This is a genomic window from Micromonospora sp. NPDC049044, from assembly GCF_040649215.1.
Lineage (GTDB): Bacteria > Actinomycetota > Actinomycetes > Mycobacteriales > Micromonosporaceae > Micromonospora.
Genome location: NZ_JBEZFA010000008.1, coordinates 131997 through 147138 on the forward strand (window position 1 = coordinate 131997; position 15142 = coordinate 147138).

The following is a 15142-nucleotide window of genomic DNA, read 5'->3' on the forward strand; positions in this document are numbered from 1 at the left end:
CCTCCCGGCAGGCGGTGAACCGGCTCCCCCGGCGGAGGGAGCGATCAGCCGGACGGGGTGACGAAGCCGGACTCGTAGGCGGCGATGACCGCCTGCGTTCGATCACGGACCCCGAGCTTGGCCAACACGTTGCCGACGTGCGTCTTTACCGTCTCCACCCCCACCACCAGGTGCGCGGCGATCTCCGGGTTGGACCGGCCGGTGGTCATCAACCGCAGCACCTCGGCCTCCCGTTCGGTGAGCCGGGCAGCCTGCAACCGGTCGCCGCCCACCGGCCCGTACGCCCCGACCAGCTGGCGGATCGCGGCTGGGAAGAGCAGCGACTCGCCCGCCGCGACCACCCGGACCGCCTCCACCACCTCGGCGGGCCGGGCCCGTTTCAGCAGGAAACCGGACGCTCCCGCGCGCAACGCCTCGTAGACGTACTCGTCGTTGGCGAACGTGGTGACCACGAGCACCCGGGGCGGGTCGGCGGAGGTGGCCAGCAGGTGCCGGGTGGCCTGGATGCCGTCGATGCGGGGCATCCGCACGTCCATCAGCACCACGTCCGGGCGGTGCCGGGCGACAAGCGGTGGCACCTCGGCGCCGTCGCCGGCTTCGGCGAGCACCCGCAGGTCGGGTTGGGCGTCGATGATGGCCCGCAGCCCCACCCGGATCAACTCGTCGTCGTCGACGATCAGCACCCCGGTGCTCATGTCGCCTCCTCGTACGGCAGTCGGGCCCGGATCAGCCAGCGGTCGCCTTCGGGGCCGACGGTGATCCGGCCACCGAGCAGCAGCACCCGTTCCCGCATCCCGTCCAGGCCTCGGCCGCCTCGGCCCGGGGCGGCCCGGCCGGGCCGGTTCAGCGCGTTCACCAGCTCCAATTCCAGTGCTCCCGGGTGCAGGTCGAGCCGCAGCGTCACCGGCCCGTGGCCGTAGCGGGCGGCGTTGGTGAGGCCCTCCTGGACGATCCGGTAGCCCTCCCGGGAGACCGCCGCGGGCACCCGTGCCGGGTCACCGACGCGGTGCGCGTGCACCGCCAGCCCGGCCGCGCGGGCGTCGGTGACCAACCGGTCCAGGTCGGCGAGGGTACGCTGCGGCGCCACCACCCGGCGGTCGTTGCCGGTCTCCCGGAGCAGCCCGAGCACGTGGTCCAACTCGTCCATAGCGGTTCGCCCGGTCTCCTCGATGGCGGTGAGCGCCCGCCGGACGAACTCCCGGTCGGTATCGAGGACCTCGCGCGCCGCGCCGGCCTGGAGGGTGGCCACGGTCAGCGCGTGCCCGATCGAGTCGTGCAGCTCCCGGGCCAGCCGGTTGCGTTCGGCGAGCCGGATGGCCTGCGTTTCCAGGGCGGCGATCCGCTCGGCGGGGGCGGGGCCGAGCAGCACCGGCGCCATCGAGCCGGCCAGCGCGCCGAGCCCGGCGACCGCGTAACCGAGGGCGACAAGCAGGGCCACCCCGCTCGCCGTCAACCAGCCGCCGTCGCGCCCGTCCAGCGGCCCGAACCGTTCGCGGCTGATCACCTCGGTGCCGATGCCGAACTGCTGGGCGATGAAGGCAAGTGCCATCGGCAGGGCGCTGAACAGCGCGATCATCACCAGTGCGCCGACGATGAGGTGGGTGGCGATCCAGAGCGCGCTGCGCAGCCGGGTCTCCCGGTCGCCTCTGTACCCGGGTGCGGGTTCGGGAAGGTCGACGCCGAGCAGGGCCCGTACGGCGGCGATCTCCAGTGCCCGGCTGCCGTCCAGCAGCAGCGGCAGCCCGGCGATCAGGACCGCGATCACCAGCAGGGCGTAGACAAGTGGTCGGGGGATCGCCGAGTCGGCGAACAGTTGGGCGAAGGTCACCGCGAGCACCCCGTACGGCACTGCCAGCACGCCGCCGAGCAGCAGGAAGACGCCGCGTCGCCAGGTGGTGCCGGCGACCAGCGGGGTCAGCGCCGCGCGGACTGTCACCCCGTCATTCTCGTGCCGGAACCGGGCCCGGCGACTCCCCCGTGCCGGGGAGATCTCAGCGGTGGTCGGCGACGTACTGCTGTGGGTCCTTGTCGCGGAACGGCAGGTTGCGGCCGTTCTTGTGCTCGCCGTAGAAGGTGAGCCAGCGTTGGCCCAGCTCGGCGCGGAGTTCGGTGCTGGCGTGCCGGCGGAAGTCGGGCAGCGCCTCGTCCTCTTCCTCGGCGAGGTGTTCGCTGTTCTCCCGGCGGGCCGTGCCGACCGCCGCCCACCACTGCTCCGAGCCGACCGGGTGCAGCTTCGCCTCGGCGACGGCGTCACGGATCTTGTTGTGGTCGCCGATCGCGTCGGCGGTCTCGTCCTCGCCGTCGTCGCCGTGCTTGACCAGGTGCGGGTAGAGGATCGCCTCCTCCGCCTCGGCGTGGATGTCCAGGTGCAGGGCGAGGGCGTCCCAGACGGCGAGCAGCTCCTGCTCGTCGCGGGCGTCGTCGAGGCGGGCGAACCCACGCCGGAAGGCGGCGTGGTCGTCCAGGATCAGTGCGGTGATGTCGTCCACTGTGCTCACTTTCCCGTCGGGCCGGCGAACCGGGTACGCAGCATGCGGGGCATCGCGGCGAGCCCGGTGACCGGTCGGAAGCGTTTGGCGGCCTCGGCGAGCGCCGCGTACTCGTCGTCGGCGAGGTCGATGTCCGCGGCGGCGGCGTTGCGTTCCATCTGCTCCACCCCGGACGCGCCGGGGATGGCGAGCACGTTCGGGTGGTGCAGCAGGTAGGCCAGCGCGATCTGGCTGGGGGTGGCGTCGTGGGCGTCGGCCACCTGGCGCACTGTGTCGATCAGGACCGCACCGCGTTCCAGGTTCTCCGGCAGGAAGTACGGGTTGGCCCGCCGGACCGCGCCGCTCGGCGGGTGCTTCGCGTCGTAGCGCCCGGAGAGGAAGCCCTGCGCCAGCGGGCTGTACGCGATGACGACCCGACCCGCCTGCCGGGCGTACGGCAGCAGGTCCTGTTCGGGGGCGCGGTCCAGCATGCTGTAGCGGACCTGGTTGCTCAGCACCCGCCGGCCGAGTGCGGCCTCGGCGACCTGCCAGCGGCGCAGCCCGTAGTTGCTCACCCCGACCTCGCCGACCAGCCCGACGTCCTGCAGGGCCCGCATGCCGCGCATCGTGGTGTGGTCGGCGACGAGCGGGTTGGGTTGGTGCACCTGGTAGAGGTCGATGCTCGTGACGCCGAGCCGGGCCGCCGAGGCTACCGCCCGCTGTTGCACCACAGCGGCCACCGGCAGCACGGGGAAGATCTTGCTGGCGACCACGACCTTGGCCCGGTCGTCGCCGAGCGCCGCGCCGAGGATCCGCTCGCTGCGCCCGAACCCGTAGATCTCCGCGGTGTCGAAGACCGTCACGCCCAACTCGACGGCCCGCCGGACGATCTGGGCGGCCCGCTGCGCGAAGTCGGGGCCGTAGCCCCACTCGCGGGAGCCGAACTGCCAGGTGCCGAGGCCGATTGTGGAGAGCGGTTTGGGGGTGTCGAGGGCGATGAACCGCATGGCCTCGAAACTACCCCGTTGTCCTGGTTTCCACGCCCGATCCCGGGCACTACCGGCCGTGGCTAGGCTCATGATCGTGACTTACCTCGCCGCGGATGACCGCTACGACACAATGACCTACCGGCGCAGCGGACGCAGTGGCCTGCGACTGCCCGCCGTCTCCCTCGGGCTGTGGCACAACTTCGGCCCGGACCGCCCGTTCGACAGGCAGCGCGACATCGTCCGACGTGCCTTCGACCTGGGGGTCACCCACTTCGACCTGGCCAACAACTACGGGCCGCCGCCCGGTTCGGCGGAGGAGAACTTCGGTCGGATGCTCGCCACCGACCTGCGGGCGTACCGGGACGAGCTGGTCATCTCCAGCAAGGCCGGCTACCTGATGTGGCCCGGCCCGTACGGCGAGTGGGGCTCGCGGAAGAACCTGATCTCGTCGCTGGACCAGTCACTGGGTCGGATGGGGCTGGACTACGTCGACATCTTCTACTCGCACCGGTTCGACCCGGACACCCCGCTTGAGGAGACGATGGGCGCGCTGGACGCCGTCGTCCGCTCCGGCAAGGCGCTCTACGTGGGCATCTCGAACTACGACTCCGAGCAGACCGCCCGAGCCGCCGCGATCCTGCGCGACCTGGGCACCCCGTTGCTGATCAACCAGCCGTCGTACTCGATGCTCAACCGCTGGACCGAGTCCGACGGCCTGCTCGACACGCTGGAGCAGGTCGGGGCGGGCTGCATCGCGTACAGCCCGCTCGCCCAGGGTCTGTTGACCGACCGTTACCTGGGCGGCATCCCGGCCGACTCGCGGGTCCGCACGAGTGTCTTCCTCAACGAGAGCGACCTCAGCGACGAGAAGATGGCCACCATCCGCGGGCTCGGCGCGGTCGCCGAGCGGCGCGGCCAGTCCCTGGCCCAGCTGGCGCTGGCCTGGGCGCTGCGTGACCCGCGGATGACCAGCCTGATCATCGGGGCGAGCAGCGTCGCGCAGTTGGAGACGAACATCGCCGCGCTCGACAACCTCGACTTCACCGCCGAGGAGCTGGCCGAGATCGACGGCCTGCTGGGCTGACCGGCACGGGCGGGCCGGGTCACCAGATCCGGCGCCGCCCGAGGCGGTGGTTGCGTACCTCGCACTGCCGACCGACCGGGGCCGCCGCGGTGCGGCGTCGTCGGCCCGCGCCGACAAGCAGCACCAGGACCAGCACGACAGCGGCACCGGCCAGCACCGGCCAGCGCCCGTCGAGGTCGGTCACCGACGCCACCGGCACGCCCGGGTCGGCCGCCGCCACCACCGCCGCCGGCTCGGTGGTGGCCGGCCCACTCGCTGTGGTACGCGGCGCGACCGCGGCACCCTTCGCGGGGGTGGCCTTGACCTTGGCACCCCGGAACACCACGTCCGAGCAGGAGTAGTAGGTGTCCGGGGTGCTGGAGTTCTGCCAGATCGTGTAGATCAGATGCCGGCCCGTGCGCCCCGCCGGCAGCCGGCCCGCCAACTGGTACGCGCCGGCCCGCACCGGCGGGTCGGTGCGCGTCAGAAACGGGCGTGTTTCGAGATCCGACCAGGTCAGTGGCGCTTTCGGGTCGTACCCGGACCTGGTGACGTAGAGCCGGAAGGTGCCCCGGTGCTCGATTGTGGTCCGGTACCGGAAGGTGAACGTCGCGCCCGCCGTCAGGTCGGTGGCCGGCCAGTCGGTGCGGGGCAGGTCCAGTCCCCGGTACGCGGACAACCCGCCGCTGCACAGCTCGCCGTCCGGGATCCGCTCCCGGTCCCGCCCGTCGATCGCGGCGACCCGCACGTTGTCCCATTCCCGCACGGCCGCGCCCGCTTCGACGGCGGCCTTGCAGGCGGCGGTGGCCGCGTACCGGCCAACGGGCCCGCAGGCCGCCGCCCGGCTGATCGGGTCGGTCGGGGCGCCGTGCGCGCGGGCGGGTGTGGCGGCCAGCGGCACTGTCGCGGCAGCGACGAGCACCGTGGCGAGGAGCCGGCGTACGGTCATGAGGTTGACCTCCCGTCCACTGGTACGGCCGGCGGAGGGCAAAGGTTCGACGTCGGGCCCGATCACCGTTCCCCGTCGAGCGCTACCCGAGCTGGGCGAGTTGGCTCTTGTCCGGCTTGCCGCTCGGCGCGAGCGGGACGCGATCGATGACAGTGACGGTTCGCGGCACGGCGAAATCGTTCACCCGCACCGCCACCAGCTTGCGCAACACGTCCGGGTCGGGCGTCCGCCCGGCCACCGGCACCACGAAGGCGTGCACCGCCTCGCCGGTCAGCTCGTCCGGGCGCCCGACGACGTACGCCTCGCCGACCGCGGCGTCGGCGGCGAGCGCCCGCTCCACCGGTCCGGCGTGGACCAGTTGCGCGTTGACGATGATCACGTCCCGGGCGCGCCCGAGCAGCCGCAGGTATCCGTCGGCGTCGAGTTCCCCCAGGTCACGGGTACGCACCCAGCCGTCCACGAACACCTCGGCCGACTCGTCCGGGTCCTGCCAGTACGACGATGCCTGCGCGGGGGTGCGGACGTAGATCTCCCCGCCGCGAACGGAGACCTCCACGGCCGGCCGACCAACAGTGGCCAGCGTCGCCGCGTCGGCCACCAGCTCGGCCGGTGTCACCATGGCGATCATCGACGTCTCGGTCTGCCCGTACCCGTGGAAGACCACCGGACCCAGCACGTCGAGCGCCTCCGCCAGCCGGCCCGGCGCCAGTGGCGACCCGGAGACCATCAACGCCCGCAGGTGGCGCAGGTCCACCGGGTTGGCGCGCTGGTCCCGGATCAGCTGGTGCAGCTTGCCGACGGTGATCACGCTCGCCGTGGCCCGGTGTTCGACGAGGGCAGCCGGGAAGACCGGCCGGGGGGCCACGACGAGGGTGCCGCCCGCCGCGAGGGCGAGGACGCCGTACTCGAGCATCACCTGACTGGCGAGCGAGCCGAAGACCAGGTAGCGCTGCATCCGGGTGGCCAGTTCGGCGATGGCCGGGGGCCACCGGTCCGGGTACGGGACCCAGGCCGCCGACATGGCCGCGTAGGTCTGCACCACACCCTTCGGCGTGCCCGTGCTCCCACTGGTCCAGATGATCCGCGCGGGATCGTCGGGCCGTCCCGCCGCGGCAAGTGGCAGCCCGTCGTCGGGATGCTCGGCGAGCGAGGCCAGCTGAACCGAGTCGACAACGAGGGAGCCGGACAGCTGCGCCGGGCTCAGGTCGGGGCGCCACCCGGACACCCGCGCCCCGATGGCGAAGGCGGCCATGGTGGCGGCGAAGGCGGCGGCGGTGACCGGCAGATCGAGCGTGACACCCACTCCGGGTCCCGCCCCGGACGAGCGCAGCCCGGCCGCGACGCGCCGGATCAGACCCGCCATCTCCGCGGCGGTCGTGACGAGCGGCCCGTCCTCGAAGACCGGCCGGTCCCCGCCGGCTGCCAGGAGGTCGAGAACGGGCTGCGGCCAGAGGTCAGCGGGCATCGGCGAGGACGCCCTTGACGAAGACCTCCAGGGGCTGCCGATGCACGCTCGGCAGGTCCCAGTTGTTCTCCAGGTTCTCCGCCAGGTGGTGCTCGGCGACGACCTGCCCGTCGCGTAGCACCCGCACCACGGGGTGGAGATAGCCGGCGTCCTGCGCGGCGTCCGGGTCGTTTTCGGCCGGGCGCGGAACGGTGATGTCGAACGGGTCGACCTGGTCGTGGTCGGGGCCGTACTCGAGGGTGATGAGGAACGCGAACACGTCCGGCTCCGCGTCCCGCAGGTAGGCGACCGGCACCTCCTCGCGGTAGCGGGCGGTTTCGCCGTCGACAGTGATGACGTCACCGAGCACCGCGAACTGCTGCCACAGCGCCGAGGTCACGTTGATCCGGGCGATTATCGAATCGGCGATCGCCTCCGGCGTCGCGGGGATCGGCCGCGACGGCCAGGGCTGCCCGTGGTGCCGCTCGCGCAGGATGTGGTGCAGTGCGCGGGTGGCGTAGCGGAAGCCGTGGATGAAGCCGTTCGTGGACTTCTTGAAATCACGCTGCTGGCTGAGGGTGCCGGCGAAGTAGAGACCGGGGACGTTCACCGACTCGAAGGCCGGCGTCTGCGCCGGGAACCGATCCTTGATGACCAGCTCCGGCCGGGCGGACTCGGCGAAGATGGACGCGTCGAAGCGGAATCCGGTGCAGAGGATGACCCGGTCGTACGCGAGTTCGCGCAGTTTCTCGACCGTTCGGGCGTAGCGGAAAACCACCCGGAACCCGCCGTCCTCCCGTTTGCTGATCTGCTCCACGGTGCCGTCCAGGACGGCGTTCTGGGACTTCAGCTGATAGGTGTCCAGGAAGTTGTTGTTCACCGCGCGCAGGTGCCCCACGTAATGGGTCTGCCAGGCCAGCTTGATGGAGTGCGGCCCGGCGAGGTGAATCGTGGCGGCGGTCTCGACGAGCGCGTCCGCGGTCTCGAAGGCCGAGTTGCCCTTACCGATGATCAACACGCGCTGATTGACGAAGTCGGCGGGTTCGACGCTCACCGTGTCGTAGCGCTCGACGAGCTCCGCGCCCTCGATCGGCGGCACGTAGAGCTGGGAGACGCCGGTGGCGACGACGATTCTGCGCGCCTGGAAAACCTGGTCGCCGGCCCGCACCGTGAACAGTTCGTCGGTCTTCGCCACCGAGGTCACCCGGGTGTCGTAGCGGACGTTCAGACCCCGCGCGAAGTCGGCGAGATAACGCACGAGATCGTCGGCGGCCGGAAAGTAGCGCGTGCTGTAGTTCTTGAAGAGCAGCGCCGGATCGTCGGTCAGCAACGAGTTCCAGTCCGACCGAAGATTGAACTCCGGGTCCGCCGACCCGGTCCACACCTTGTTGATCGAGATCAGCTGGCGATGCCGGGGATAGGTCTCAAAGAATGTGCCCGGCCGCGGGCCGCCCTCCAGCACCACGTAGTCGTGACCGTCGCGCTCAAGTAGCTCCGCGAGCTGTAGACCCGCCGGCCCGGCTCCGATGATCAGGCAATCGTGCGTCATGCGACGCAATGTACTGAGGCGATTTCAGAGCGCTCTGAGAAGCTGTCCATAGCATCCGCTGCCATGACGATTGAGGTGGATCTGGCAGCGCCGCTGCGCCCCGCCGACCTGCGCGCCGCGGCAGGCCCGGTCGCTGTCGTGATCGGCGATGAGGTGCGCAACCGGGTGGCGGCCGGCCGTACGTTCCTCGGCAAGGCGCTCGGCGACGACCGGGCGATCTACGGTGCCACCACCGGCTTCGGGGCGCTGGTCGGCTACGCGGGCCGGGCCGACCAGCGCGACCAGGCCGACAACACCCTCGCCCATCTCGGGGCGGGTCAGGGCCCGGACCTCGCCCCGGACGTGGTGCGCGCGACGCTGCTGGTGCGCGCCTGGTCGCTGGCCCAGGGCGCGTCGGGGGTCTCGCCGCACGTGATCGACGCGCTCGCGGCCATGCTCGGCACCACGTTCACCCCGGCGATGCCCCGGCTCGGCTCGGTGGGTGCCAGCGGTGACCTGATCCCGCTCGGTGCCGCCGCCCAGGCGCTGCGCGGTCGCGGGCACGCCTACCTGGACGGCGTCCGGATGCCCGCCGGGGTCGCCCTGACGAAGGCTGGTCTGCAACCGCTGCCGCTCGACGGCCGGGACGCCCTCGCGCTGGTCAACGGCACGTCGCTCACCACCGCGGCGCTGACCCTCGCCCTGGACCGGGTGCGCACCTCGCACCGGGTGGTGCAGACGCTCAGCTGCCTGCTCGCCGACCTGCTCGGCAGCGACCCGCAGTTCCTCGATCCCGCCCTGCTCGCCGCCTACGGTCACCCCGGCGCCATCGGGGTCGGCGCCGCGATGCGGGCCACCTCCACCGGCCTGCGGAAGTCCGGCACGAGACCGTTGCAGGAGCCGTACAGCATCCGCTGCGCGCCGCAGTTGCTCGGCGCCGCCGAGGACGCCCTGCGCTATGTCGACGGTGTCGTGGCGGCGGACCTCGGCGCGGTGAGTGACAACCCGCTGTTCTTCCCGGCCGACGACAAGGTCGTGCACGGCGGCAACTTCTTCGGCCAACCCGCCGCGTTCGCCGCCGACGTCCTGTCCATGGTGATCGCGCAGGTCGGCAACCTCACCGAGCGCCAACTCGACCTGCTCGTGGATCCCGGGCGCAACGGTGGGCTGCCGCCGATGCTCGCGGCGGGACCCGGCCAGCAGCACGGGCTGCAGGGCGTACAGCTCGCGTCGACCGCGCTGATCGCCGAGATCAGGCGCGACTGCGTGCCGGCAAGCATGCAGAGCCTCCCCACCAACCTGCACAACCAGGACGTCATCCCGCTCGGCACGCAGGCCGCTCTCCGCGCCCTGGACCAGGCGGAGCTGCTGCGCCTGATCACCGGTTCGCTCGGGCTCGGGCTACGCCAGGCCGTGCACGTGGGGGCCCGGCGGCCCACGGCGGTGGGCTGTGACCGCACCCTGCAAGCCTTGGCGGAGATCCCTCCGATCGACCCGGACCGGCCGCTCGACGGAGACGTGCGACGGGCTGCCGCAATTCTCGAAGAACTTGAAATCTCTCTGATTTCCGGCTCGTACGGTGAGCGCCGTGACGCTTGATTATCTGATCATCGGGGCCGGTCCGGCCGGTCTTCAACTCGCAGCCCTGTTCGAGGCCGAGGGCAAGCGTGACTATCTGGTGCTTGAGGGCGCCGACGAACCGGGGGCGTTCTTCGCCACCTATCCGCGACACCGCCAACTCATCTCGATCAACAAACCGCGCACCGGCTCGGACGACGCCGAGCTGAATCTGCGGCTCGACTGGAATTCCCTGCTCACCGACGATCCGGCACTGCTGTTCACCAGATACACCGACCGGTACTTCCCCCACGCCGACGTGATGGTGCGGTACCTCGCGGACTTCGCGGCGAAGAGCGGCGTCAAGGTCAGTTACGGCACCCGGGTGACCCGGGTGGCGAAGCACGACGACGGGTTCACCGTCGAGGCCGGCGACCGGCGCTGGGAGGCCCGCGCGGTGATCGTCGCCACCGGCGTGTCGAAGACCTACCAGCCGGACATCGCGGGATTCGAACTGGCCGAGGGGTACGACGTGATGAGCGTCGACCCACGTGACTATCTCGACCAGAAGGTGCTGATCATCGGCAAGGGCAACTCCGCCTTCGAGACCGCCGACAACCTCATGGAGACCACGACACTGATCCACGTCGCGGGGCCCAGCTCGGTCCGGATGGCGTGGCGTACCCATTACGTCGGGCATCTGCGCGCGGTGAACAACAACTTCCTCGACACCTATCAGCTCAAGTCGGCGAACGCGATCCTCGACGGCACGATCAAGAGCATCAAGCGTGACGGTACGGGCTACCGGGTCGAGTTCAGCTTCTCGCGGGCGAACGAGGTAGTGAAGGAACTGCACTACGACCGGGTGCTGGCGTGTACGGGATTCCGTTTCGACGACTCGATTTTCGACTCCTCGGCCCGGCCACAGCTCGCCATCAGGGACCGATTCCCGGCGCAGACCGAAGCGTGGGAGTCGGTGAACGTCCCGGGGCTGTTCTTCGCCGGGACGATCTCCCAGGAGCGCGACTTCAGGAAGTCCACGAGCGGGTTCGTGCACGGCTTCCGCTACGCCGTACGCGCACTGCACCGGATCCTGTCCCGCCGCTACGACGCCACGGACTGGCCGGCCGAGACCCTGGCCGCCGAACCGGCGGCGATGACCGCTGCCGTCATCGAGCGGATCAACCGCACCTCGGCCCTGTGGCAGCAGTTCGGGTTCCTCGCCGACGTGCTCACCGTCGCCGGATCCGAGGCCCGCTACCACGAGGAGGTGCCGGTGGACTACTTCGTGTCGACCGGCCTGCGCACCGCCGGGCACGACTACGACCAGGCGTTCGTGATCACCCTGGAGTACGGCCCGGACCACGACCAGGTCGACCCGTTCGATGTCACGGTGACCCGCGTGGCCCAGGACGTCGTGGGGCAGGCGCACGACGCGGCGTACCTGCACCCGGTCGTCCGGTTCCACAGCGACGGCAAGGTGATCAGCACCCACCACCTCGCCGAGAACCTGGAGAACCAGTGGGACCGGCCCGAGGTCCACGTACGGCCGCTGCGGGAGTTCCTGGATCGCTGCCTCGCCGGCACCGAGGGTTGAGATGGACCCGGTTCACCAGGACTTCGTCGAGGGCGGGGCCGGGCCGGAGCGCACCCTGGCCGCCAACGAGCGGGCCTTCGCGCGACGGTGGATCGTGCCCCGGGTGCTGCGGGCGACCGGCGAGCGGGACCTGCGGGTCACCGTGGCCGGCACGTCGCTGGCCGCGCCGGTCCTGGTCGCGCCGACGGCCTTTCATCGGCTCGCGCACCCCGACGGCGAGGTGGCCACCGCGCGCGGGGCCGCGGCTGCCGGCACGGCGATGGTGGTGAGCATGGCTGCCACCCGGCCGGTCGAGGAGATCGCGGCGGCGGGCGGGACGCTGTGGTTCCAGCTCTACCCGCAACCCGACAGCGACTTCACCGAGTACGTGGTCAAACGCGCCGAGTCGGCGGGCTGCCGGGCGCTTGTGGTGACAGTGGACTCCCCGGTGTTCGGACGACGCGAGCGTGACCTGCGCAACGGCTTCACGGACCTGCCGCCCGGCTACGCCTGCGAGAACATGCGCGACGCGACAGGCCGGGTCCGCTCGATCGCGATGGACCCGACGGCGGGCTGGGACCGGATCGCCTGGCTGCGCGGCGTCACCGGACTGCCGATCCTGCTCAAGGGCATCCTGCATCCCGCGGATGCCCGCCTCGCTGTCGAGTACGGCGTTGCCGGTGTGATCGTGTCCAACCACGGTGGGCGACAGCTCGACGGGACGATTCCCACGCTCGACGCACTGCCGGCGGTCGTGGCGGCAGTGGCTGGGCAGATCCCGGTGCTGCTCGACGGGGGTGTGCGCGGCGGCACCGATGTGCTGATCGCGCTGGCGCTCGGGGCGGCGGGGGTGCTGGTGGGACGTCCGGTGGTGCGGGCGCTCGCGGCGGGCGGGGCGGCTGGCGTACAGGAAGCTCTTGAGCGACTCACCACCGAGCTTGATCAGGCCCTCGCCCTGGCCGGGGCGCGGCGGCCGGCCGACCTGACGCCCGACCAGGTGGTGACCCGGTGAAGGCCGTTGTCGACCTTCGCGAGTGGATCTTCGAGCGGGTCAACGGGACCGAGGGCATTCCGGTGCCCGGGCCGCTGGTGGGGCCGGCGGACTTCGAGCGCGTCTACGGCCATCCGGCCGCTGACGGACGCAGCCGCGGGGCCGGCCTGTCGGACCTGTTCTGGTACTGGTTGGCGCCCGGCCCGCAGATGCACCAGGAGCACCTCGAGCCCGGCGAGCGGTACCGGACGGTCGCCCGGACGACCCGGCAGGTGCTCGCCATCCCGCACGCGCGCTCCGACGAGCTGGCGACGGCCGCGACCCGGCGGATCCTCGACGCGCTCCCGGCCGGCCGGATCAGCCACGTGCGGCTGCGGGACCTGATGATGCCGGTCTGGGCCGAGGTCTCCTACGAGCTGGTGTTCGGCGCACCCTGCCCGCGCGACGTCCGCGCGCTCATCGTGGCCAACGCGGACGACGTGGTGACCGCCCTGAAGGGGATGAGTCTGCGGCACATGTCCCGGCGGGTTCGGCTCACCGACTACCTGCTGGACCGGATCAACGCGGGGACCTGCCCGGTCGTGCTGCCGCCGCCCTTCACCGCCCTGGAGACCGCCTGGTACCTACAGGGCGCGTTCTTCAACACGGCTGTGGTGCAGATGTCGGAGGCGATGGCGCACATCCTGCTGTGCTCCGGGTCCGTCACGGACACGTCGGACCTGTCGCTCGACCGGCTCATCGACGAAACGCTCCGGGTGTATCCGCTCTTCGGCATCGCGCACCGGATCACCTCCGGACCCATCACCGTCGGCGAGCACGTCCTCCCCACCGGCTCCGTGCTGCTCTTCAACTATCGGGCCTACCAGCGCACCGGCCCCGCCGCGGACGACGAGTTCAACCCGGACCGCTGGTTGTCGTTGCGCCGGCAGGACGCGCACTTCATCCCGTACGGCGTGACCGCCAACCGGGCCTGCCCGGCGCGCGGCTCGGCCCCCGTGCAGCTACGCGCGGCCACCCGAGAGGTGCTGCGACGCTTCTCGGTCAGCTCGTCGGTGGCGCACACCCGCTCGCTGCCGAGCCGCGGTCCCGCGTACCTGACGCCCCGGGGTCTCCCCGGTCCCGGCCGCAACCGGCTCGCCCTGATGCGGCAGCGCGACCGGATCTTCGACGTGGGGCGGTCGGTCAAGCAGCTGGTCTGCGGTACGTGGATGGTCGTCGACGCCCGACGCCAGAAGTTGTGCACCCGATTCTTCGAGGAGGCAGGCGCGTGACCCCCACCGAACTCGCCCCGCGGTTCTTCATCGCGGTCGCTGTCATTCTGCTCTTCTGCAAGCTCGTCTCCTGGCTGCTCGGCAAGGCGGGTCAGCCGCCCGTGGTGAGTGAGATGCTCGCCGGGGTGCTGCTCGGCCCGTCGCTGCTCGGCCTGCTCTGGCCGGGCGCGCAGGCAGCTCTCTTTCCCGCCCCGCTGTTGCCGATCCTGTACGTGGTCGGCCAGGTCGGCCTCGTGTTGTTCATGTTCCAGGCCGGGTACGCCTTCACCTCGCACCGGGTGACCGGGCTCGCGGGCACTGCGGGAACGGTGTCGCTCGCGGGTGTCACGGTTCCGCTGGTGCTGGGGTTCCTGCTGGTCCTGGGCATGGCGGGCTTCGTCCCGATCCGCGCGGAGGGCGTGTCGCTCGGGGTGTCCGCGGCGTTCGTCGGTGTGGCGCTGGCGATCACGGCCTTCCCGATGCTTGCCCGGATCATCACCGAGCGCGGCCTCGCCGGCACCCGCTTCGGGTTGCTCTCCCTGGCCAGCGGCGCGATCGACGACGCGGTCGCGTGGATCCTGCTGGCCGTGGTGTTGGCGTTCGCCTCGGGCTCCGTCGGCCCGGCGCTGGTCTGTGCGGGTGGCGCTGTGCTGTTCGGGCTGGCGCTGTGGCTGGGTGGGCGGCGGGTTACCGGCTACGTGATGGGGCTCTCGGGTGACCGCGCACGCCTGCTGGGCACTGTGGCGCTGCTCTTCCTGGTGGCCTGGTACACCGACGAGATCGGGCTCTACGCGGTCTTCGGCGCCTTCGCGGTCGGCGTGGTCATGCCGCACTCGGCGCAGACCGACCGGGTGGTCGACACGCTGACGCCGGTCGCGGCGACGGTGTTCCTGCCGCTGTTCTTCACCTTCTCCGGGCTGCGCACCGAGTTCGCGTTGCTGAGCAACCCGGCCGTGCTCGGTTTCGCCGTCGCCTGCGTGGCCGTGGCGATCGTCGGCAAGTTCGGCGCCTGCTGGGGTGCGGCCCGGTTGATGGGCGAGCCGAACCCGGTGGCGCTGCGTGTCGGCGCCCTGATGAACGCCCGGGGCCTGATGCAGCTGATCGCCCTGAACGTGGGGCTGGAGGCGGGCGTCGTGAATTCGTCGCTCTTCACAGTGCTGGTGCTGGTCGCGCTCGTCACGACAATCATGACGACACCCCTGCTGAGCTGGATCGAGCGGCGCGAGGCACGGGTCCCCGCTCCTACACCGTCGCTCGTGCCCGCCGGTACCCCGTAGATTGATTGTTTGAGGAGACAAGTTTCACAACACATAGACGCGTTTCTATG

13 protein-coding genes are annotated in these 15142 nt (G+C 71.1%); 6 read left to right on the forward strand and 7 right to left on the reverse strand.

The features are described from left to right. Window positions 1–44: 44 nt before the first annotated feature. From AB0B85_RS08980 to AB0B85_RS08995, 4 genes are read right to left on the reverse strand one after another with little or no spacing between them, the layout of a single operon-like run. Window positions 45–695 (reverse strand): response regulator transcription factor, encoded by a 651-nt coding sequence (locus tag AB0B85_RS08980; protein WP_357405173.1) that lies wholly within the window; start codon window positions 693–695, stop codon window positions 45–47. After that, entirely contained in the window at window positions 692–1936 is a 1245-nt protein-coding gene (locus AB0B85_RS08985; protein WP_357405175.1) for a histidine kinase, read from the reverse strand. The genes AB0B85_RS08980 and AB0B85_RS08985 overlap by 4 nt, the downstream gene beginning before the upstream one ends. A gap of 55 nt (window positions 1937–1991) precedes the next feature. Next, window positions 1992–2489: a hemerythrin domain-containing protein gene (locus AB0B85_RS08990; protein WP_357405177.1), complete on the reverse strand. Its 498-nt coding sequence runs from the start codon at window positions 2487–2489 to the stop codon at window positions 1992–1994. Between the two features lie 5 nt (window positions 2490–2494). Next, window positions 2495–3475: an aldo/keto reductase gene (locus tag AB0B85_RS08995; RefSeq protein ID WP_357405179.1), complete on the reverse strand. Its 981-nt coding sequence runs from the start codon at window positions 3473–3475 to the stop codon at window positions 2495–2497. Between the two features lie 70 nt (window positions 3476–3545). Here AB0B85_RS08995 and mgrA point away from each other — a divergent pair, with 70 nt between their 5' ends. Next, complete coding sequence (gene mgrA, locus AB0B85_RS09000; protein ID WP_357405181.1) at window positions 3546–4541, forward strand: L-glyceraldehyde 3-phosphate reductase; 996 nt, start codon at window positions 3546–3548, stop codon at window positions 4539–4541. 19 nt (window positions 4542–4560) lie between these two features. Here the strand turns inward: mgrA and AB0B85_RS09005 are convergent, their stop codons facing one another. The 3 genes from AB0B85_RS09005 to AB0B85_RS09015 all read right to left on the reverse strand — a co-directional run bounded on the left by AB0B85_RS09005 (window position 4561) and on the right by AB0B85_RS09015 (window position 8462). Then, on the reverse strand, window positions 4561–5469 hold the full coding sequence (locus AB0B85_RS09005) for a lytic polysaccharide monooxygenase (protein WP_357405183.1): 909 nt from the start codon (window positions 5467–5469) through the stop codon (window positions 4561–4563). A gap of 82 nt (window positions 5470–5551) precedes the next feature. Beyond that, window positions 5552–6934, reverse strand: coding sequence for a fatty acid--CoA ligase family protein (locus AB0B85_RS09010; protein ID WP_357405185.1), 1383 nt, complete (start codon window positions 6932–6934; stop codon window positions 5552–5554). After that, the gene (locus AB0B85_RS09015) at window positions 6924–8462 is read right to left on the reverse strand and encodes an NAD(P)-binding domain-containing protein (protein WP_357405187.1); all 1539 of its coding nucleotides are present in this window, start codon (window positions 8460–8462) and stop codon (window positions 6924–6926) included. The genes AB0B85_RS09010 and AB0B85_RS09015 overlap by 11 nt, the downstream gene beginning before the upstream one ends. Before the next feature lie 63 nt (window positions 8463–8525). Here AB0B85_RS09015 and AB0B85_RS09020 point away from each other — a divergent pair, with 63 nt between their 5' ends. Genes AB0B85_RS09020 through AB0B85_RS09040 form a run of 5 tightly spaced genes read left to right on the forward strand, consistent with a single transcriptional unit; the run spans window position 8526 to window position 15092 of the window. Then, the gene (locus AB0B85_RS09020) at window positions 8526–10040 is read left to right on the forward strand and encodes an aromatic amino acid ammonia-lyase (RefSeq protein ID WP_357405189.1); all 1515 of its coding nucleotides are present in this window, start codon (window positions 8526–8528) and stop codon (window positions 10038–10040) included. Then, entirely contained in the window at window positions 10030–11595 is a 1566-nt protein-coding gene (locus AB0B85_RS09025; protein ID WP_357405191.1) for an NAD(P)-binding domain-containing protein, read from the forward strand. The genes AB0B85_RS09020 and AB0B85_RS09025 overlap by 11 nt, the downstream gene beginning before the upstream one ends. 1 nt (window position 11596) lies before the next feature. After that, window positions 11597–12586 (forward strand): alpha-hydroxy acid oxidase, encoded by a 990-nt coding sequence (locus AB0B85_RS09030; RefSeq protein WP_357405192.1) that lies wholly within the window; start codon window positions 11597–11599, stop codon window positions 12584–12586. Then, the gene (locus AB0B85_RS09035) at window positions 12583–13836 is read left to right on the forward strand and encodes a cytochrome P450 (protein ID WP_357405194.1); all 1254 of its coding nucleotides are present in this window, start codon (window positions 12583–12585) and stop codon (window positions 13834–13836) included. Before AB0B85_RS09030 ends, AB0B85_RS09035 begins: the two co-directional genes overlap by 4 nt. Beyond that, window positions 13833–15092: a cation:proton antiporter gene (locus AB0B85_RS09040; protein ID WP_357405196.1), complete on the forward strand. Its 1260-nt coding sequence runs from the start codon at window positions 13833–13835 to the stop codon at window positions 15090–15092. Before AB0B85_RS09035 ends, AB0B85_RS09040 begins: the two co-directional genes overlap by 4 nt. The last annotated feature ends 50 nt before the right edge of the window (window positions 15093–15142 follow it).